The organism is Streptomyces sp. S186 (genome assembly GCF_051603415.1).
GTDB lineage: Bacteria > Actinomycetota > Actinomycetes > Streptomycetales > Streptomycetaceae > Streptomyces.
This window is the reverse complement of the sequence record NZ_CP193932.1, coordinates 4,192,051-4,211,625: the sequence shown is the minus strand read 5'-3', so window position 1 is coordinate 4,211,625 and position 19,575 is coordinate 4,192,051. Positions and strand designations below refer to the sequence as shown.

The 19,575-nt window shown below is 68.7% G+C and carries 16 protein-coding genes and 1 pseudogene; 9 read left to right on the top strand and 8 right to left on the bottom strand.

The annotated features are described in order from the left end of the window. Nucleotides 1-7 precede the first annotated feature (7 nt). From gyrA to dnaA, 7 genes are all read right to left on the bottom strand, one after another. The gene (gyrA, locus tag ACRAS8_RS18020) at nt 8-2,632 is read right to left on the bottom strand and encodes a DNA gyrase subunit A (RefSeq protein ID WP_438487062.1); all 2,625 of its coding nucleotides are present in this window, start codon (nt 2,630-2,632) and stop codon (nt 8-10) included. A gap of 50 nt (nt 2,633-2,682) precedes the next feature. Continuing rightward, nucleotides 2,683-4,737: a DNA topoisomerase (ATP-hydrolyzing) subunit B gene (gene gyrB / locus ACRAS8_RS18015; RefSeq protein ID WP_438487061.1), complete on the bottom strand. Its 2,055-nt coding sequence runs from the start codon at nt 4,735-4,737 to the stop codon at nt 2,683-2,685. 410 nt (nt 4,738-5,147) lie between these two features. Continuing rightward, the gene (locus tag ACRAS8_RS18010; RefSeq protein WP_438487060.1) at nt 5,148-5,681 is read right to left on the bottom strand and encodes a DUF721 domain-containing protein; all 534 of its coding nucleotides are present in this window, start codon (nt 5,679-5,681) and stop codon (nt 5,148-5,150) included. Then, nucleotides 5,678-6,847, bottom strand: a complete 1,170-nt coding sequence (recF, locus tag ACRAS8_RS18005; RefSeq protein WP_438487059.1) for a DNA replication/repair protein RecF — start codon at nt 6,845-6,847, stop codon at nt 5,678-5,680. Before recF ends, ACRAS8_RS18010 begins: the two co-directional genes overlap by 4 nt. A gap of 42 nt (nt 6,848-6,889) precedes the next feature. Next, the gene (gene gnd, locus ACRAS8_RS18000) at nt 6,890-7,768 is read right to left on the bottom strand and encodes a phosphogluconate dehydrogenase (NAD(+)-dependent, decarboxylating) (RefSeq protein ID WP_438487058.1); all 879 of its coding nucleotides are present in this window, start codon (nt 7,766-7,768) and stop codon (nt 6,890-6,892) included. Between the two features lie 170 nt (nt 7,769-7,938). Next, the gene (gene dnaN / locus ACRAS8_RS17995; RefSeq protein WP_438487057.1) at nt 7,939-9,069 is read right to left on the bottom strand and encodes a DNA polymerase III subunit beta; all 1,131 of its coding nucleotides are present in this window, start codon (nt 9,067-9,069) and stop codon (nt 7,939-7,941) included. A gap of 976 nt (nt 9,070-10,045) precedes the next feature. Then, nucleotides 10,046-11,923, bottom strand: coding sequence for a chromosomal replication initiator protein DnaA (gene dnaA, locus ACRAS8_RS17990; RefSeq protein WP_438487056.1), 1,878 nt, complete (start codon nt 11,921-11,923; stop codon nt 10,046-10,048). A gap of 377 nt (nt 11,924-12,300) precedes the next feature. Between dnaA and rpmH the strand changes: the two genes are divergently transcribed. The 9 genes and pseudogenes from rpmH (at nt 12,301) to ACRAS8_RS17945 (ending at nt 19,127) form a co-directional block, all read left to right on the top strand. Continuing rightward, complete coding sequence (rpmH, locus tag ACRAS8_RS17985; protein ID WP_003956500.1) at nt 12,301-12,438, top strand: 50S ribosomal protein L34; 138 nt, start codon at nt 12,301-12,303, stop codon at nt 12,436-12,438. 22 nt (nt 12,439-12,460) lie between these two features. Beyond that, a pseudogene (rnpA, locus tag ACRAS8_RS17980) lies at nt 12,461-12,829 on the top strand (ribonuclease P protein component); the annotation flags it as partial. An 86-nt stretch (nt 12,830-12,915) separates the two neighbouring features. Continuing rightward, a complete protein-coding gene (gene yidD, locus ACRAS8_RS17975) occupies nt 12,916-13,233 on the top strand; it encodes a membrane protein insertion efficiency factor YidD (protein ID WP_006604423.1) in 318 nt (105 codons plus the stop codon). 3 nt (nt 13,234-13,236) lie between these two features. Next, nucleotides 13,237-14,358 (top strand): membrane protein insertase YidC, encoded by a 1,122-nt coding sequence (gene yidC, locus ACRAS8_RS17970; RefSeq protein WP_438487053.1) that lies wholly within the window; start codon nt 13,237-13,239, stop codon nt 14,356-14,358. A gap of 14 nt (nt 14,359-14,372) precedes the next feature. Beyond that, complete coding sequence (locus ACRAS8_RS17965) at nt 14,373-14,879, top strand: protein jag (RefSeq protein WP_438487052.1); 507 nt, start codon at nt 14,373-14,375, stop codon at nt 14,877-14,879. Nucleotides 14,880-15,012: 133 nt separating this feature from the next. Beyond that, the gene (rsmG, locus tag ACRAS8_RS17960) at nt 15,013-15,738 is read left to right on the top strand and encodes a 16S rRNA (guanine(527)-N(7))-methyltransferase RsmG (protein ID WP_438487051.1); all 726 of its coding nucleotides are present in this window, start codon (nt 15,013-15,015) and stop codon (nt 15,736-15,738) included. A 303-nt stretch (nt 15,739-16,041) separates the two neighbouring features. After that, nucleotides 16,042-17,112 carry an AAA family ATPase gene (locus ACRAS8_RS17955; protein ID WP_438490519.1) on the top strand — a complete coding sequence of 357 codons (1,071 nt, stop codon included), beginning with the start codon at nt 16,042-16,044 and terminating at the stop codon, nt 17,110-17,112. Continuing rightward, entirely contained in the window at nt 17,109-18,203 is a 1,095-nt protein-coding gene (locus ACRAS8_RS17950; RefSeq protein ID WP_438487050.1) for a ParB/RepB/Spo0J family partition protein, read from the top strand. Before ACRAS8_RS17955 ends, ACRAS8_RS17950 begins: the two co-directional genes overlap by 4 nt. A gap of 306 nt (nt 18,204-18,509) precedes the next feature. After that, the gene (locus ACRAS8_RS17945) at nt 18,510-19,127 is read left to right on the top strand and encodes a GNAT family N-acetyltransferase (RefSeq protein ID WP_438487049.1); all 618 of its coding nucleotides are present in this window, start codon (nt 18,510-18,512) and stop codon (nt 19,125-19,127) included. A 111-nt stretch (nt 19,128-19,238) separates the two neighbouring features. Here ACRAS8_RS17945 and trxA read toward each other — a convergent pair whose 3' ends face one another. After that, a complete protein-coding gene (gene trxA, locus ACRAS8_RS17940) occupies nt 19,239-19,565 on the bottom strand; it encodes a thioredoxin (RefSeq protein WP_438487048.1) in 327 nt (108 codons plus the stop codon). Between the last annotated feature and the right edge of the window lie 10 nt (nt 19,566-19,575).

Here is a 19,575-nt window from a genome sequence, read left to right as displayed (position 1 = left end):
CCTCGTGCTACTCCGCCGCGGGCTGCTCACCCTCGGCTGCGGTGGCTCCGGACTCCTCGGCCGCGCCGGTCTCCTCGGGCACGTCGGGCCCGTCGACCTCCTCGGCCTCGCGGCCGGCCTCGGCGTTCCGCGCGATGCCGACGACGGCATCCCGCTTGCCCAGGTTGATCAGTTGGACGCCCATGGTGTCACGGCCGGTCTCCCGGACCTCGTTGACCCGCGTACGGATCACGCCACCGCCGAGCGTGATCGCGAGGATCTCGTCGGTCTCCTCGACGATCAGCGCGCCGACCAGCGAACCCCGGTCCTCGACGATCTTGGCGGCCTTGATGCCGAGGCCGCCGCGGCCCTGGACGCGGTACTCGTCGACCGCGGTGCGCTTGGCGTAGCCGCCGTCGGTCGCGGTGAAGACGTAGGTGTCCGCCCGGACGACGTTCAGCGAGAGGAGTTCGTCGCCCTCGCGGAAGCTCATGCCCTTCACACCGGAGGTGGCCCGGCCCATCGGGCGCAGCGCCTCGTCGGTCGCGGTGAAGCGGATCGACTGCGCCTTCCTGCTGATCAGCAGCAGGTCGTCGGTCTCCGAGACCAGCTCGGCGCCGATCAGCTCGTCGTCGGAACCGTCCTGCTGCTCGCGCAGGTTGATCGCGATCACGCCGCCGGAGCGGGGCGAGTCGTAGTCCTTGAGCGGGGTCTTCTTGACCAGGCCGGCCTTGGTGGCGAGGACCAGATACGGCGCCGCCTCGTAGTCGCGGATCGCCAGGATCTGCGCGATCTGCTCGTCCGGCTGGAAGGCCAGGAGGTTGGCCACGTGCTGGCCGCGGGCGTCGCGTCCGGCGTCGGGGAGCTCGTACGCCTTGGCGCGGTAGACCCGGCCCTTGTTGGTGAAGAACAGCAGCCAGTGGTGGGTGGTGGAGACGAAGAAGTGGTCGACGATGTCGTCTTCCTTGAGCTTGGCGCCCCGCACGCCCTTGCCGCCGCGCTTCTGGGCGCGGTAGTCGTCCGTCTTCGTGCGCTTGATGTAGCCGCCGCGGGTGACGGTGACGACGATGTCCTCCTCGGCGATCAGGTCCTCGATGGACATGTCGCCCTCGAAGGGCACCAGCTGGGTGCGGCGGTCGTCGCCGTACTTCTCGACGATCGCGGCCAGTTCCTCGCTGATGATCTGGCGCTGGCGCTCCGGGGAGGCCAGGATCGCGTTGTACTCGTCGATCTTGCGCTGGAGCTCGTCGTGCTCGGCGGTGATCTTCTGGCGCTCCAGGGCGGCCAGCCGGCGGAGCTGCATCTCCAGGATCGCGTTGGCCTGGATCTCGTCGATCCGCAGCAGGCCCATCAGGCCCTCGCGGGCCACCTCGACCGTCTCGCTGCGCCGGATCAGCGCGATGACCTCGTCGATCGCGTCCAGGGCCTTGAGCAGACCGCGCAGGATGTGGGCGCGCTCCTCGGCCTTGCGCAGCCGGAACTTCGTCCGGCGGACGATGACCTCGACCTGGTGCGTGACCCAGTTGCGGATGAAGGCGTCGAGGGAGAGGGTGCGCGGCACGCCGTCGACCAGCGCGAGCATGTTCGCGCCGAAGTTGGTCTGCAGATCGGTGTGCTTGTAGAGGTTGTTGAGGACGACCTTGGCGACCGCGTCCCGCTTGAGGACGATGACCAGCCGCTGGCCGGTGCGCGAGGAGGTCTCGTCGCGGACGTCCGCGATGCCGCCGATCTTGCCGTCCTTGACCAGGTCGGCGATCTTCTGCGCGAGGTTGTCCGGGTTGACCTGGTAGGGGAGTTCGGTGACCACCAGGCACTGGCGGTTCTGGATCTCCTCGACCTCGACGACCGCGCGCATCGTGATGGAGCCGCGGCCGGTGCGGTATGCCTCCTCGATGCCCTTGCGGCCCACCACCAGCGCGCCGGTGGGGAAGTCGGGGCCCTTGATCCGCTCGACCAGCGCGTCCAGCAGCTCCTCGCTGGACGCCTCGGGGTGCGCCAGCGCCCACTGCGCGCCCTCGGCGACCTCGCGGAGGTTGTGCGGCGGGATGTTGGTGGCCATGCCGACCGCGATGCCGGCCGAGCCGTTGATCAGCAGGTTGGGGAAGCGGGCCGGCAGGACCGTCGGCTCCTGGTTGCGGCCGTCGTAGTTGTCCTGGAAGTCGACGGTCTCCTCGTCGATGTCCCGGAGCATCTCCATCGACAGCGGCGCCATCTTGCACTCGGTGTACCGCATGGCCGCCGCCGGGTCGTTGCCCGGGGAGCCGAAGTTGCCGTTGGAGTCGACCAGCGGCATCCGCATCGACCACGGCTGGGCCAGGCGGACCAGCGCGTCGTAGATGGAGGTGTCACCGTGCGGGTGGTACGTGCCCATGACGTCGCCGACGACGCGGGCGCACTTGTAGAAGCCCTTCTCGGGGCGGTAGCCGCCGTCGTACATCGCGTAGAGCACACGGCGGTGCACCGGCTTGAGGCCGTCGCGGACGTCGGGCAGCGCACGCGAGACGATGACGGACATCGCGTAGTCGAGGTAGGAGCGCTGCATCTCCGTTTCGAGCCCGACGGGCTCGACGCGCATGCCGACGCCTTCGATGGCGGCGGGCGCGCCCTCGGCGGTCACGCCGTCCGGGGTCACAGGGGGGTTCTCGTCGGCCATGGTGGTTCAAAGTCCTTTCGAGCTGCGGCTGTTGTGCGGGCCGACAGGGCTCAGATGTCGAGGAAGCGGACGTCCTTGGCGTTGCGCTGGATGAACGAGCGGCGCGCCTCGACGTCCTCGCCCATGAGGACGGAGAACAGGTCGTCCGCGCGGGCCGCGTCGTCCAGCGAGACCTGGCCGAGCACCCGGTGGTCGGTGTCCATGGTCGTCACGCGCAGCTCCTCGGCGTTCATCTCGCCGAGACCCTTGAACCGCTGGATGGAGTCCTCGCGGATCCGCTTGCCGTTCTGCTTGCCGCGCTCGATCAGCGCGTCCCGCTCCGGGTCGGAGTAGGCGTACTCGAAGTCGTCCCGGCCCCACTTGATCTTGTACAGCGGGGGGCGGGAGAGGTAGACGTGGCCGGCCTCGACCAGCGGGCGCATGAAGCGGAAGAGGAAGGTCAGCAGCAGGGTGTTGATGTGCTGGCCGTCGACGTCGGCGTCCGCCATCAAGATGATCTTGTGGTAGCGGAGCTTCTCGATGTCGAAGTCCTCGTGCACACCGGTGCCGAAGGCCGAGATCAACGCCTGGACCTCGTTGTTCTGCAGGATCTTGTCGACCCGGGCCTTCTCGACGTTGAGGATCTTGCCGCGGATCGGGAGGATCGCCTGGTACTCCGGGTTACGGCCGGACTTGGCCGAGCCGCCGGCGGAGTCACCCTCGACGATGAAGATCTCGCACTTGGTGGGGTCGTTGGACTGGCAGTCGCTCAGCTTGCCGGGCAGCGACGCCGTCTCCAGCAGGCCCTTGCGGCGGGTCAGGTCGCGCGCCTTGCGGGCCGCGACCCGGGCGGTGGCCGCCTGGATGCCCTTGCGGACGATGTCCGCGGCCTCGTTGGGGTTGCGGTCCAGCCAGTCGTTGAGGTGCTCGTGGACGACCTTCTGGACGAAGGTCTTGACCTCGGTGTTGCCCAGCTTGGTCTTGGTCTGGCCCTCGAACTGCGGCTCGGAGAGCTTGACCGAGATGATCGCAGTCAGACCCTCGCGGATGTCCTCGCCGGTGAGGTTGTCGTCCTTCTCGCGCAGCAGCTTCTTCTCGCGGGCGTAACGGTTGATCAGGCCCGTCAGCGCGGCGCGGAAGCCCTCCTCGTGGGTGCCGCCCTCGTGGGTGTGGATGATGTTCGCGAAGCTGTAGACACCCTCGCTGTACTGGGTGTTCCACTGCATCGCGAGGTCGAGGGAGAGCAGCCGCTCCTTGTCCTCGGCCTCGACCGAGACGACCGTCGGGTGGACCAGCTCCCCCTTGCGGGAGTTGAGGTACTTCACGAAGTCGACGATGCCGCCCTCGTAGTGGTACCGCACCGAGAGCGGCTGCCCGTCCTCGTCGACGTGGTCCGGGCGCTCGTCCTTGAGCGAGATGGTCAGCCCCTTGTTGAGGAACGCCATCTCCTGGAAGCGCCGGGACAGCGTCTCGAAGCTGTAGGTGGTGGTCTCGAAGATCTCGGGGTCGGCCCAGAAGGTGACCGAGGTGCCGGACTCGTCGGTGGCCTCGTGCTTGGCCAGCGGGGCGGTCGGCACGCCCTGCTTGTACTCCTGGGTCCAGCGGTAGCCGTCCGTGCGGATCTCCACCGCGACCCGGGTCGACAGCGCGTTCACCACGGAGACACCGACGCCGTGCAGACCACCGGAGACCGCGTACCCGCCGCCGCCGAACTTGCCGCCGGCGTGCAGCACCGTCAGCACGACCTCGACGGCCGGCTTGTTCTCGGACGGGACGATGCCGACGGGGATACCGCGGCCGTTGTCCACGACCCGGACCCCGCCGTCGGCGAGGATCGTCACCTCGATGGTGTCGGCGTGCCCGGCGAGCGCCTCGTCGACGGAGTTGTCGACGACCTCCTGCACCAGGTGGTGCAGACCGCGCTCGCCCGTGGAGCCGATGTACATACCAGGGCGCTTACGGACCGCGTCCAGGCCCTCGAGGACGGTGATCGCGCTGGCGTCGTACGACTTCTCCGCCGAGGAGTCGCCCACGGCGCCGGCCGAACCCCCCTCTTCGGTAGAAGCCATGTTGTTCTCGTTGAGGTCGCCGGAGTCGGCCACGAAGCGCCCTTTCTGGCACAGCACGAGCCCTTCCGCACCTGTTGCGATCTCCCCGCGAAGGACAGGTGGGAGCGGCTCGTCGTTCGACTTGTTCCGCGAGTGGGCGGGATTGCCACCAGTCTACCGGTAGCGCCGACACTCATGGGGGTTTGCAGGCGCCTGAGTCGTCATGTGCCGCCCTGAACTGACGTCCGCCGACTCCCCATATGTGAGACGGGGCCTCAGGACGCTCAAACGGGCACTCAGCGCTTCGGGATGTCAACCGGCGGCGACCATGAGCGGAGTCTCATACGTCACACGGGTTTACAGGGTCCGTACAAGCGTGCGCTGTTTCACGTGAAACGACCCGTGACCGGCCACGACAGCGCGATGGGGGCGGTGTTTCACGTGAAACACCGCCCCCATCGGAGGAGTTGATCAGCCGCGCGCCGCGCTCAGCCGTAGGTGTCGCCGGGGCCCTTGCTGCCCGGTGCGCGCAGCTGGCCGTACCGGCGGCTCGGACCGCCCGGCCCCAGCACCTTGATCATCTTGACCGTGCCATGGCCCAGATCCGCGTTGAGGCGGGCCACCAGCTGCGGGGCCAGCAGCCGCAGCTGCGTTGCCCAGGCCGTCGAGTCGCACTGGACCGTCAGCACGCGGGCGTCCTCGTCGTACCGCTGCGGCTCGCAGTGCTGGGCCACCTCGGCTCCGACCATCTGCGGCCAGCGGCCCATCACCCCGCCGACCGCCGCCGGCGTCTCCCAGCCGCGCTCGGTGATCAGACGGTTGATCGCGGCGCCCAGCGGCAGCGGGTCCCGGCCGTCGGCCCGGGCGCCCGAGCGCAGCCCTCCGCGCCGGGCCTGCTTCTTCTGCTGCGCGGCGGCGCCCCGGGCGCGGGCCTGCTCCTTGGCGGCCACCAGCGCCTGTCGGGCCAGGTCCACGCCGGACAGCTCCGGGGGCCTGGGCCGCTCCGGCTGCGGTTCGGTCACCGCTCCACCCTCTCCACCGTGCCGCCGGAGACCGCGTACCGCGCTCCGGCCAGAACTCCCGGCACATCGTCGTCCACGGCCGCCGTCACCAGGACCTGCTCGCCCGGCGCCACCAGCTCCGCCAGCCGCTCCCGGCGCCGGCTGTCCAGCTCCGCGAAGACGTCGTCGAGGACCAGCACCGGCTCGTTGCCCTCCGCCCGCAGCAGCTCGTACGAGGCCAGCCGCAGCGCCAGCGCGTACGACCAGGACTCGCCGTGGCTGGCGTAGCCCTTCGCCGGCAGCTGACCGAGCTTCAGCAGCAGATCGTCCCGGTGCGGCCCGACCAGCGTCACCCCGCGCTCGATCTCGTTCCGGCGGGCCTCGCCCAGCGCCGCCAGCAGCACGCCGTACAGCTCCTCGCGGTTCCCGGCGGCCGGCGCCTCGCCCGCGGAGCCGCGGTACTCCAGCCCCAGCGGCCCGCCGCCGGGCGCCAGCTGCTCGTACGCCTTGTCCGCCAGCGGCCGCAGCACGGCGATCAGGTCGAGCCGCTGGGCGAGGAGTTCGGCTCCGGCGCGGGCCAGATGCTGGTCCCACACGTCCAGCGTCGACAGATCCGCCCCCACGCTCGCATCCGCTCCCGCGGGAGGTGCCCCCCTCCGCCCACCGTGCCGGCGGGCCAGCGCCGCCGTCTTCAGCAGGGTGTTGCGCTGCTTGAGGACGCGGTCGTAGTCCGAGCGGACCCCGGCCATCCGGGGCGAGCGGGCGGTGATCAGCTCGTCGAGGAAGCGCCGTCGCTCGCCGGGGTCGCCCTTGACCAGCGCCAGGTCCTCCGGCGCGAACAGCACCGTCCGCACGATCCCCAGCACGTCACGCGGTCTGACCTGCGACGATCTGTTGATCCTGGCGCGGTTCGCCTTGCCGGGATTGAGCTCCAGCTCCACCAGCTGCTGCCGCTCGCCCTGGACGACGGCGGCCCGGACGATCGCGCGGTCCGCGCCCATCCGCACCAGCGGCGCGTCCGAGGAGACCCGGTGGCTGCCGAGCGTGGCGAGATACCCCACCGCCTCGACCAGATTCGTCTTGCCCTGCCCGTTGGGCCCCACGAACGCCGTGACGCCCGGGTCGAGCGGGACCTCGACCCGGGCGTACGAGCGGAAGTCGGCAAGCGACAGGTGCGATACGTGCATGGCTACGCGCCGACCTCCCCCGGCTGCTCCAGCTGGTTGTGCTTACTTCTTGCTCTCGACCGCGTGGCCACCGAACTGGTTGCGCAGCGCGGCGATCATCTTCATCTGCGGGGAGTCGTCCTGGCGGGACGCGAAGCGGGCGAAGAGCGACGCCGTGATCGCCGGCAGCGGCACGGCGTTGTCGATCGCGGCCTCGACCGTCCAGCGGCCCTCGCCGGAGTCCTGGGCGTACCCGCGCAGCTTGTCCAGGTGCTCGTCCTCGTCGAGGGCGTTGACCGCGAGGTCCAGCAGCCAGGAACGGATGACCGTGCCCTCCTGCCAGGACCGGAAGACCTCGCGCACGTCGGTGACGGAGTCGACCTTCTCCAGCAGCTCCCAGCCCTCGGCGTACGCCTGCATCATCGCGTACTCGATGCCGTTGTGGACCATCTTCGCGAAGTGGCCCGCGCCCACCTTGCCGGCGTGCACGGAGCCGAACTCGCCCTCGGGCTTGAGGGCGTCGAAGATCGGCTGCACCTTGGCGACGTTCTCCTTGTCGCCGCCGTACATCAGCGCGTAGCCGTTCTCCAGGCCCCAGACGCCGCCGGAGACGCCGCAGTCCACGAAGCCGATGCCCTTGGCGGCCAGCTCCTCGGCGTGCTTCTCGTCCTCGGTCCAGCGGGAGTTGCCGCCGTCCACGACGAGGTCGCCGGGCGAGAGCAGCTCGGCCAGCTCGTCGATCGTCGACTGGGTGGCGGCGCCGGCCGGGACCATGACCCAGACCACCCGCGGGCCTTCGAGCCTGTCCACAAGCTCCTTGAGGCTGCCCACATCGGCCAGGTCGGGGTTGCGGTCGTATCCGATGACGGTGTGGCCGGCGCGGCGAATGCGCTCGCGCATGTTGCCGCCCATCTTGCCGAGACCGACGAGACCGAGCTCCATCAGAGACCCTCTTTGCACGTAGTCGTTGCTGTCGTACCTGAGTCCGAGCCTACGCCCGGGGGCCCGTGCACAGCTGTGGGCTCAGCCGCTCATCGGGGCCCGTCAGCCGGTCGCCGCAAGGGCCCCGGCGACGGCCGGGGCCCGGTCCGTACGACAGCCGTCCGCCGGCGTCAGCCCGACAGGCGCACGGGCATGATCAGGTACTTGTAGGCGTCGTCGGCCTCGGCGTCCTTGGCCGGGCGGCCGCTGAGCAGCGCGGGCTTCGTCGACGTCGTGAACGACAGCTGGGCAACCGGGGAGTCGATCGCCGACAGGCCCTCCAGCAGGAAGCCGGGGTTGAAGGCGATCGAGATGTCGTCGCCCTCCAGGTCGGCGTCGACCCTCTCCACAGCCTGTGCATCGTCGCTGGAGCCGGCCTCCAGGATCAGCACGCCCTGCTCGAAGCTCAGCCGCACCGGGGTGTTCCGCTCGGCGACCAGTGCCACACGCTTGACGGCCTCGACGAACGGGGCGGTCTCGATCACGGCGACGGAGTTGAACTCGGTGGGGAAGAGCGTCCGGTACTTCGGCAGGTCGCCCTCGAGCAGACGGGTCGTGGTCCGTCGGCCGGCGCCCTCGAAACCGATCAGGCCCTCGCCCTGGCCGGAGCCGGACAGCGCCAGGGTGACGGTGTCGCCGCTGCTCAGGGACTTGGCGGTGTCCAGCAGCGTCTTGGCGGGGACCAGGGCGACGGCGGAGGCGTCCGGGCTCTCCGGCTTCCACAGGAACTCGCGGACCGCGAAGCGGTAGCGGTCGGTCGAGGCCAGGGTGACGGTGTCGCCCTCGATCTCGATCCGCACACCGGTGAGCACCGGGAGCGTGTCGTCACGGCCGGCGGCGATGGCCACCTGGGCGGCGGCCGCGGCGAAGACCTCGGCGGAGACGGTACCGGTGGCGGTGGGCATCGCCGGCAGGGACGGGTACTCCTCCACAGGCAGGGTGTGGAGGGTGAAGCGGGAGGAGCCGCACACCACCGTGACGCGTACACCGTCGGTGGAAATCTCCACCGGGCGGTTGGGGAGGGCCCGGCAGATGTCGGCGAGCAGACGGCCGGAGACGAGGACGGTGCCCTCCTCCTCCACCTCCGCGTCCACCGAGACCCGCGCGGAGACCTCGTAGTCGAAGCCGGAGAGGCTCAGTGCGCCGTCGTCGGCCTTCAGCAGCAGGCCCGCGAGGACGGGCACCGGCGGACGGGCCGGGAGGCTCTTGGCCGCCCACGCCACTGCCTCCGCGAGTACATCGCGCTCCACCCGGATCTTCACCGGAAACCGCCTCCTGCTGTTGCTGGCTCTCGCCCTGCTGGCTCTTCGTCGTCGGCTGAGTTGCCGGAGACCAGTCTGACGCACGCCACCGACAGTCGGTGCGGCTCGGGGTCAAGTCGGGCCGACCGGAGCGGCGCGCTCCGGAGCCCGGTTGTGCACAGGGCCCGATTCCGAGCGAGTTCCCCGGTAGATATCCGTGGTCGTAGTAGTAGGCCCTGTGGAAACCGTGGACAACTGACTTTGCGCAGGTCAGCGCCGATTTTTTGTCCACCGCGCCTGTGGGTGGCAGCCGTGGATAAGCGGGCTCGGCTGTGGACCGGGCGAAGTTCTGCACACCCCATGCACAGGGCGGAGGCACTTCTCCCCAGTGCCGTCCCCAGGTTTACCCACGTTCCCCACAGCCCAACCCACCACCTTGGTGTGACTGCTTTCACTCGGCGCGGTGAGGGGCGGTGTCGCGTTGCCGAACAGTGGACAGCGGTGTGGAGAAGCCGGCGATCACTGGGGACAACGGCCCCCAGCCTGTGGGCGGCCGGTGGACAAGTCGTCGGCGCGCCTGTGGACGAATTCCTTGTCCACAGGCTGTGGATTGCGGTTGGCCACAATTCCACACGCGGTTGACCTCGTCCGATGACCCGTCAGCACACCGGCCTGTGGATCTCACAGGGATAACTTTCCCCTCCCCAGGTTGTGGACGGAAGATTCTTGCCCAATCTGTGGAGAGAGGCCGTGACCTCGCCGGGAATCGAACAGAGTCGACGCTCTCCACAGGTTCGGGATGACGGTGGACGGTGCTCATGACCCCCGCGACCGGCTGCCGCACCGGCTCGGAAAGACCCTCCGCTCGGCCTGCGCGAACCCCGTCGACGTGCCGCACGGCGGTTCCGGGTGCGCTCCGCGGCCGGGAACGACGAAGGGCGCCCCGGGAGCGGGTCCCGGAGCGCCCTGATGGCGTGGCGGCCGGCGGCGGGGCGCCTCAGCCGTTCTTGATGCGGTTGGTCAGCTCGGTGACCTGGTTGTAGATGGAGCGCCGCTCGGCCATCAGCGCGCGGATCTTGCGGTCGGCGTGCATCACGGTCGTGTGGTCGCGGCCGCCGAACTGCGCGCCGATCTTCGGCAGCGAGAGATCGGTGAGCTCCCGGCACAGGTACATCGCGATCTGGCGGGCCGTCACCAGCACCCGGCTGCGCGAGGAGCCGCACAGGTCGTCCACGGTCAGCCCGAAGTAGTCGGCGGTCGAGGCCATGATCGCGGTCGCGGTGATCTCCGGCGCGGTGTCCTCACCACCGGGGATCAGGTCCTTCAGCACGATCTCGGTGAGCCCGAGGTCCACCGGCTGCCGGTTGAGCGAGGCGAACGCGGTGACCCGGATCAGCGCGCCCTCCAGCTCGCGGATGTTGCGCGAGATCCGGGAAGCGATGAACTCCAGCACCTCCGGCGGCGCGTTCAGCTGCTCCTGCACCGCCTTCTTGCGGAGGATCGCGATCCGGGTCTCCAGCTCCGGCGGCTGGACGTCCGTGATCAGCCCCCACTCGAAGCGGTTGCGCAGCCGGTCCTCCAGGGTGACCAGCTGCTTGGGCGGCCGGTCACTGGAGAGCACGATCTGCTTGTTGGCGTTGTGCAGGGTGTTGAAGGTGTGGAAGAACTCCTCCTGCGTCGATTCCTTGCTCGCGAGGAACTGGATGTCGTCGACGAGCAGGATGTCCATGTCCCGATAGCGCTTGCGGAACGCGTCCGCCTTGCCGTCGCGGATCGAGTTGATGAACTCGTTGGTGAACTCCTCCGAGCTCACGTACCGCACCCGGGTGCCGGGATAGAGGCTGCGGGCGTAGTGCCCGATGGCATGCAGCAGGTGGGTCTTGCCCAGGCCCGACTCCCCGTAGATGAACAGCGGGTTGTACGCCTTGGCCGGCGCCTCGGCGACCGCCACCGCCGCGGCGTGCGCGAAGCGGTTGGAGGCACCGATGACGAAGGTGTCGAAGAGGTACTTCGGGTTCAGCCGCGCGGTCGGTTCACCGGGGCCGGTCGCCGGCGCGGGCTGCGCGGCGAGCGGGCCGGGGGCGCCGCTGGGCGGTGGCGGCGGCGCACCGTGGCCGCCCGGCCGGCCGCCGGGGCCGGGGGGCGGCAGGTCCGGGAGCTCGCGGCGCTGCTGCTCATAAGGGGAGCGCGGGCCGTCCGAGGGGCGCGGCCCGCTGCGGTCGGGCCCCTGCGCCCGGTAGTCGTTCTGGTGCTGCTGGAGATGCGGGGGCGGAGAGGAGCCGTAGGGCTCGCGCCACTGCTCCGTGGACGTCTCGCGGTCGGGGTAGCCGCCGAGCTGCTGTTGCTGCCAGCCGCCGTACTCCTCGCGCGGGCCGACCGCGTCGGTGCGGGAGTGCTGCGGCCAGGCGCCGGGCTCGTGGCGCGGTTGCGGGTAGTCGGGGTAGGCGGGGCGGACGCTGGGCAGGTCGTCGCCCTGGTGCCCGTAACCCTGGCGGGAGTCGTGCCGCCCGTCGTAGCCGTCGTACGCGTCGTGCTGCGGCTGGTGCTGGGGGGGCTGGGGGTGCTGTTGCGGGGGCGCGGGCGGCTGGGCCGCGGGCTCCTCGGAGGAGTCGTCGACGGTGATCGCGATCCGGATCGGCCGTCCGCACTCATGGCTGAGCGCCTCGCCGATCAGCGGCGCGAGCCGGCCCTCGAGCACGCCCTTGGCGAACTCGTTGGGGACGGCGAGCAGCGCGGTGTCCGCGACCAGCGCCAGGGGCTGGGTGCGCTTGAGCCAGTCCTGGTCCTTGGGCTTGAGGCCGTCGGCGTCGGCCCGCAAGAGGTGATCGAGTACACGTGGCCACACTGCGGCAAGATCGGCAGGTACATCAGCCACAGGGCACGCTCTCTCACAGTCCCACGAATGTGTGATTCTCAGGACGGGCGGGAAGGAAATGGAGTTCAGCCACGGTAGTCAGGGCGGGCCTGGGGATTCAAGTTGTTGTCCACAGGCTGTGCATAGTGTGTGTCCTGGCAAGGGCTCTCCGCACAGTTCGGGAGCTGGTTTGACCGGATGGCGTAGCCCCGCGTACCGTGACCAGGTCGAGTTGTCGATGGCTGCTGCCGCCTGCCTCCGATGGGCAAAGATCGCGCTCTCGTGGTCGTGTAGCGGTGCACTCGGGCGTGGCGAGCTACTCGTGGGCGCACGGTGACAGCCAGTCGACGCCCCACACATCTGTCTCTCCGAGACAACAAGATTTCTGGAGCCCCCGAGTGAGCAAGCGCACCTTCCAGCCGAACAACCGCCGTCGCGCGAAGACCCACGGTTTCCGTCTGCGCATGCGGACCCGTGCCGGCCGCGCGATCCTCGCGTCGCGCCGCAGCAAGGGTCGCGCCCGCCTGTCGGCCTGACCAGCCCGACTAGGTCCATGACGTGCTGCCTAGCGAAAATCGGCTGAGGCGGCGCGAGGACTTCGCGACCGCGGTACGCCGGGGACGCAGGGCCGGTCGCCCGCTCCTTGTCGTGCACTGTCGTAGCGGTGCAACGGACCCGCACGCAGCGGGGGAAAGTGTTCCCCCGGCGCGTGCGGGTTTCGTCGTGAGCAAGGCCGTTGGCGCCGCGGTCGTCCGCAACAAGGTCAAGCGGAGGCTCCGCCACCTCGTGCGCGATCGGCTGGACCGGCTGCCCGCCGGTAGCCTGGTTGTCGTACGGGCCCTGCCCGGCGCGGGCACGGCGGAGTACGACCAGCTGGCCCGCGACCTGGACGCCGCCCTGGCGCGGCTGCTGGGAGGGGCGCCGAAAGGCTGCAATCCCACCGGGGCGGTGACCGACGGCGGGTGCGCCGCCGGCCCCGGGAAACCCGGACGGGACCCGGGAGGGAGCGCACAGTGAAGTACCCGCTGCTGCTTTTGATCAAGATCTACCAGTGGACCATCAGCCCCTTGCTGGGCCCGGTCTGCAAGTACTACCCGTCGTGTTCGCACTATGGCTACACGGCCATCGACCGGCACGGCGCGGTGAAGGGGACTGCGCTTACCGCCTGGCGCATCCTGCGGTGCAATCCGTGGTCGCTCGGTGGCGTCGACCACGTCCCTCCCCGGAAGCGTCCGGTTTGGCATCAGCGGCTGAGGAGCCGCCTGGGCGGGCCCACCGTCCCTGAGCCTGTCGCCCAGCCCGAGACTCAGCCCAACGCCCAAGGAGCCTGATTCGTGGACACGATCCTCAGTCCCCTTTATTACGCAGTGTCCTGGATCATCGTCCAGTTCCACTCGTTCTTCAGCCTGATCTTCAATCCGAACAGTGGCGCGGCGTGGGGCCTGGCCATCGTCTCGCTGGTGGTGCTGATCCGCATCTGCCTGATCCCGCTCTTCGTGAAGCAGATCAAGGCGACGCGGAACATGCAGGCGCTCCAGCCGAAGATGAAGGCGATCCAGGAGCGCTACAAGAACGACAAGCAGCGCCAGTCCGAAGAGATGATGAAGCTCTACAAGGAGTCGGGCACCAACCCGCTCTCGAGCTGTCTCCCGATCCTGGCGCAGTCCCCGTTCTTCATCTCCCTGTACCAGGTCCTCAGCCACATCGCGCAGAACAAGACCGTCGGCTTCATCGACCCGACGCTGCTGGCGAGCGCGCAGAAGGCGCACATCTTCGGTGCGCCGCTCGCGGCGAAGTTCATGGACACCGCGGCGAAGATCCAGAGCCTGGGCGCTTCGGTGACCGATGTCCGTGTGGTCACGGTCATCATGATCGTCCTGATGTCGGCGTCGCAGTTCTACACCCAGCGCCAGCTGATGACGAAGAACGTCGACCTGACGGTGAAGACGCCGTTCATGCAGCAGCAGAAGATGCTGATGTACGTCTTCCCGGTCATGTTCGCCGTCTTCGGCATCAACTTCCCCGTCGGTGTCCTCGTGTACTGGCTGACCACCAACGTGTGGACCATGGGCCAGCAGATGTACGTGATCCGCCGTAACCCCACCCCGGGCAGCAAGGCGTACACCGAGCGTCAGGAGCGGCTGCGCGCCCAGGGCAAGATCGTCGAGAGCCCCGCCGAGATCGCGACGAAGAAGGCCGCCGAGGAGGCGCGCCAGAACCGCCAGCAGCCGAAGCGGCAGACAAAGGCCCAGCGTCAGGGGGCCGCCCCCGCGCCGGCCGGGACCGCGCAGAACCGCACGCGGGCGAGTTCCTCGGCCTCGAAGAGCACCGGCGAGCAGGATGCCAAGGGCAAGGGTGGTACGTCCGCCAAGGACGGCGCCGCCTCCGGATCCCGTAACACCAAGTCCGGGCAGCGCAAGGGCCAGCAGCGCCCCAAGCACCCGTCCAAGAAGTAAGAAGGAGTCCTTACGTGACGGACACGACCCCTGGCACCAAGGGCGCCGACACCCTGACCCGCCTGGAGCAGGAAGGCGAGATCGCGGCCGACTACCTCGAAGGTCTGCTGGACATCGCGGACCTCGACGGTGACATCGACATGGACGTCGAGGCGGACCGTGCCTCGGTGTCGATCATCGGTGAGTCGACCAGCCGTGATCTGCAGAAGCTGGTCGGCCGGGACGGTGAGGTGCTGGAGGCGCTCCAGGAGCTGACGCGGCTGGCGGTGCACCGCGAGACCGGTGACCGCAGCCGTCTGATGCTGGACATCGCCGGCTTCCGGGCGCAGAAGCGCGAGGAGCTCGCGAAGGTCGGCGCGAGCGCAGCGGAGGAAGCCAAGAGCACCGGTCAGCCGGTGAAGCTCGACCCGATGACCCCGTTCGAGCGCAAGGTCGTGCACGACGCGGTGGCCGCGGCCGGGCTCCGGAGCGAGTCCGAGGGCGAGGAGCCGCAGCGCCGCGTGGTGGTCCTCCCGGCCTGACGCTTCGCGCGCAGTTCTTCTTTGGCCCCGTCTGCTCGCAGGCGGGGCCAAAACTTGTCAGCCTTCTGTGTTATCCCCGGTCGTAACACCGGGTTCCCGGCAGGAAAAGCAGTCCAGAGGAAGGGCGGTTCCCGTGACGGAGGCATCAGCGGAGCTCCCTCCCGCGCCGAAAGTGGCGCAGGAGGTTTTCGGCGAGCGCTTTGCGGAGGCCGTGCGGTACGGCGAACTGCTCGCCGACGCGGGCGTGAAGCGCGGGCTGATCGGGCCGCGCGAGGTGCCGCGGCTGTGGGAGCGGCACCTGCTGAACTGCGCGGTGCTCTCCGAAGTGGTCCCGGAGGGCGTCTCGGTGTGCGACGTGGGGTCGGGCGCCGGGCTGCCCGGTATCCCGCTGGCGCTGGTGCGCCCAGATCTCAAGATCACGCTGCTGGAGCCGCTGCTGCGGCGGACGAACTTCCTCCAGGAGGTCGTCGAGCTGCTCGGGCTGGATCACGTCACGGTCGTGCGGGGGCGCGCGGAAGAGGTCATGGGCAAGCTTCCGCAGGTGCATGTGGTGACCGCGCGGGCCGTCGCGCCGCTCGACCGGTTGGCCGGCTGGGGGGTGCCGCTGCTGCGTCCCTACGGAGAGATGCTGGCGCTCAAGGGCGACACCGCGGAGGAGGAGCTCAAGGCGGCCCGTGCCGCGCTGAGCAAGCTCGGCGTGGTGGATACGTCGGTCCTGCATGTTGGCGAGGGCGTGGTGGATCCGCTGTCGACCGTGGTGCGTGTCGAGGTCGGTGAGAGCCCCGGTGGGGTGCGCTTTGCGGCAAAGCGGGCGAAGGCGGCGCGCACCAGTCGGCCGTCGAGGGGGCGCCGACGCTGAGCGCCCTGCGGGAGAAATCCGTGCTGTTTCTCCATGGCGGGCAAAACAGTCCGCTGAAGAGCGGATAGGGCGAATTCCGCAAGCGCTACAAAAAGCCATAAGACGGAGTGTCGCGGCTTAATCGGACGCGGCGCTGGCATCGTGTTTCACGTGAAACGTCGTTCTCTGCTGCAAGGGATCATCAGCCGCGGTCGTGCGGCTGCCGAGCCGCACGACAGGAAACCCACACGGGTCACGAAAGTATCCACAGAAGCGGGTTCATCCACAGGAGAACGGACCTCACTGGTTCGCGACGCCGAAAGCATGGCAGGCTCTCACCATTGTGAGCCTGATGTCGAGGAGAGTGAATCCTTGCGGTCCGACGCCAACATCGCGGGACCGATGACCGATCCGGTCCCCGGTCCCCGCAACGAGTCGTTCGGGGACGACGTTTCACGTGAAACGCCGCCCCTGATGGACAACACACCGGTAGGTCGCGCAGCGCAGCTGGCGGTAGGCGCGATGGGCCGCGCAGGCGAGGGGCTGCCCCGCCCTGAAGAGACCAGGGTCATCGTGGTCGCCAATCAGAAGGGCGGGGTCGGTAAGACCACCACCACCGTGAACCTTGCGGCTTCGCTGGCCCTGCACGGAGCCCGGGTGCTGGTGATCGACCTCGACCCGCAGGGCAATGCGTCGACGGCCCTGGGGATCGACCATCACGCCGAAGTGCCGTCGATCTATGACGTGCTGGTCGAGAGCAAGCCACTCTCCGACGTCGTGCAGCCGGTGGTCGAGGTGGAGGGGCTTTTCTGTGCCCCCGCCACCATTGACCTGGCCGGTGCCGAGATCGAGCTGGTCTCGCTGGTGGCACGCGAAAGCCGGCTGGACCGCGCCATCCAGGCGTATGAACAGCCGCTGGACTACATCCTCATCGACTGTCCGCCCTCGCTCGGTCTGCTGACTGTCAATGCGCTGGTCGCCGGCGCCGAGGTGCTGATTCCGATCCAGTGCGAGTACTACGCGCTGGAGGGCCTGGGGCAGTTGCTGCGGAACGTCGAGCTGGTGCGGGGGCATCTCAACCCCAAGCTCCATGTCTCGACGATCCTGCTCACCATGTACGACGGACGTACCCGCCTGGCCTCGCAGGTCGCCGATGAGGTGCGCAGCCACTTCGGCAAGGAAGTGCTCCGGACGAGCATCCCCCGCTCGGTACGCATCTCGGAGGCACCCAGCTATGGGCAGACGGTGCTGACTTATGACCCGGGATCCAGTGGCGCGCTCTCGTATCTCGAAGCGGCCAGAGAGATTGCGCTGCGGGGGGTTTCGCAGACCGGGGAGCAGGGCCTGAGTGTGAACTACCAAGCACAGCACAGCATCTCGGAGGGGAATCAGTGAGTGAACGACGTAGAGGGCTGGGCCGCGGGCTCGGTGCGCTGATCCCCGCGGCACCGCAGGGCACGGATCCGTCCGCGCCGGCGGTGGGAAGGGGGTCGACGTCGCCGTCGTCCGTACCGGTTCTGGCTCCGGACCGAGGAGTGGCGGCTGCCAAGGTGGCTTCGTTGCCGACGCCCGGTGTTTCACGTGAAACATCGGGCGAGGCGGAGAGCACGAGTGGTGTCCCGGCAGAGGTGGCCGGTGCGCACTTCGCCGAGGTTCCGCTGGACGCGGTCAGGCCGAATCCGCGGCAGCCGCGAGAGGTTTTCGACGAGGATGCCCTCGCCGAGCTGGTCACCTCCATCAAGGAGGTGGGCCTGCTCCAGCCGGTGGTGGTCCGCCAGACGGCGCCGGAGCGCTATGAGCTCATCATGGGTGAGCGGCGCTGGCGGGCCTGCCGTGAAGCCGGCCTGGAGAGGATCCCCGCGATTGTGCGGGCCACGGAAGACGAGCGACTGCTGCTCGACGCGCTTCTGGAGAATCTGCATCGGGCTCAGCTGAACCCGCTGGAAGAGGCCGCTGCCTACGACCAGTTGCTGCAGGACTTCAAGTGCACGCACGACGAGCTGGCCGACCGCATCGGGCGTTCGCGTCCTCAGGTCACCAACACACTGCGGCTGCTGAAGCTCTCACCGTCCGTACAGAAGCGGGTCGCGGCGGGGGTGCTCTCCGCTGGGCACGCCCGGGCGCTGCTCTCTGTGGAAGACCATGAGGAGCAGGACAATCTGGCGCGCCGGATCGTGGCGGAGGGGCTGTCGGTCCGTTCGGTCGAAGAGATCGTGACGCTCATGGGGGCCGGCCCCAAGAGTGCCGGCACGGCGAAGAAGCCCCGGGCGGGCGCTCGGGTCTCCCCCGCGCTCACCGGTCTCGCCTCCCGGCTGTCCGACCGTTTCGAAACGCGGGTGAAGGTCGATCTTGGCCAGAAGAAGGGAAAGATCGTCGTCGAGTTCGCCTCGATGGAAGACCTGGAGCGCATTCTGGGAACCCTGGCTCCGGGTGAGGGCCCCGTCCTGGGAAACACGCCCCACGTGGACGGCGACGAAGAACACTGAGCTGACGTTTTCGGCTCGTGGGCGAGGCGTGTTCCGGAACTGATACCGGAACACGCCTCGCCCTTTGCTGTCCGGCAGTACCCCCGCCCGTAACGGGTGGATACGATGCGATCGGGTATGGCACGCATCCACGTGGAGACCTCATATCGAGGAGAGGGCCATGCGATCAGTGAGCCGCACCGGACTGCTGGCAGCGGGCTTCGGGCTCGCAGCCCTCGGAGGGTTCGTTGGTGGTCTGCTCAGGGAGCAGGCGGCGCTGAGAGCGCTGCGTGGTGCGGCAGGCGAGGGAAGCGAGGACCTGGTTCCATGGGCCGTCGGCTCGTACCGCTCACGCTGGACAACCTTCCGGATCTCCCCAAGCGCTGCCGCTCCTGCGTGTTCTGGGAGCTCGACCCCGTCAGCGGCGAAGCCGCGGTAAAGGCGGGGCGTCCCGAGCTGGAGAAGGAAGCCTGGATTTCTGCGGTCCTGCTGGAGTGGGGATCCTGTGGGCGCGTCGTCTATGTCGACGATGTGCCGGCCGGCTTCGTCATGTACGCCCCGCCGGCGTATGTCCCGCGCTCGACAGCCTTTCCCACCAGCCCGGTGTCGCCGGATGCGGTGCAGTTGCTGACGGCGTGGCTGACTCCCGGTTTTCAGGGGCAGGGGCTGGGCCGGGTGATGGTCCAGACGGTGGCGAAGGATCTCATCCAGCGCGGCTTCAAGGCCATTGAGGCGTTCGGTGATGCTCGCTGGACCGAGCCGGCGTGTGTGCTGCCCGCCGAGCACCTTCTGGCGGTGGGCTTCAAGACCGTCCGCCCGCATCCACGTTTTCCGCGGCTGCGGCTGGAACTGCGGACCACGATCTCGTGGAAGGAAGATGTGGAGCTTGCGCTGGACCGTCTGCTCGGAGCCGTGCAGAAGGAGCCCGCGCTTCGGCCGTTGTGAGACGCATCGTCGCCATGTTTCACGTGAAACATGGCCGAGTGTTTCACGTGAAACTGGCCCGCCCCCACGAAGGGAGCGGGCCATGTTTCACGTGAAACGTGACGGCGTGCCTCAGGCGAGGAAGTCCGAGAGGTCCCTCTCGATGGCGGCCTTCGGCTTGGCACCGACGATGGTCTTCACGACCTCGCCGCCCTTGTAGACGTTCATGGTCGGAATCGACATGACGCCGTACTTGGCGGTGGTCGCAGGGTTTTCGTCGGTGTTCAGCTTCGCAATGACGATCTCGTCGTGCTCGGCGGCAATGGCCTCCAGGGACGGGGCAATCTGACGGCACGGGCCGCACCAGGTGGCCCAGAAGTCCACGAGGACGGGCTTGTCGCTGTTGAGGACGACCTCTTCGAAGTTGGCGTCCGTGACGGTCACCGTGGCGCCGGCCATGGCAATCTCC

Bases quoted from the DNA above. Each gene is read 5' to 3' on its own strand.
- gnd (WP_438487058.1), bottom strand. From the start codon at position 7,768: ATGGAGCTCGGTCTCGTCGGTCTCGGCAAGATGGGCGGCAACATGCGC.
- ACRAS8_RS17945 (WP_438487049.1), top strand. From the start codon at position 18,510: ATGGGCCGTCGGCTCGTACCGCTCACGCTGGACAACCTTCCGGATCTC.
- gyrA (WP_438487062.1), bottom strand. From the start codon at position 2,632: ATGGCCGACGAGAACCCCCCTGTGACCCCGGACGGCGTGACCGCCGAG.
- trxA (WP_438487048.1), bottom strand. From the start codon at position 19,565: ATGGCCGGCGCCACGGTGACCGTCACGGACGCCAACTTCGAAGAGGTC.
- recF (WP_438487059.1), bottom strand. From the start codon at position 6,847: ATGCACGTATCGCACCTGTCGCTTGCCGACTTCCGCTCGTACGCCCGG.
- ACRAS8_RS17955 (WP_438490519.1), top strand. From the start codon at position 16,042: ATGGCAGGCTCTCACCATTGTGAGCCTGATGTCGAGGAGAGTGAATCC.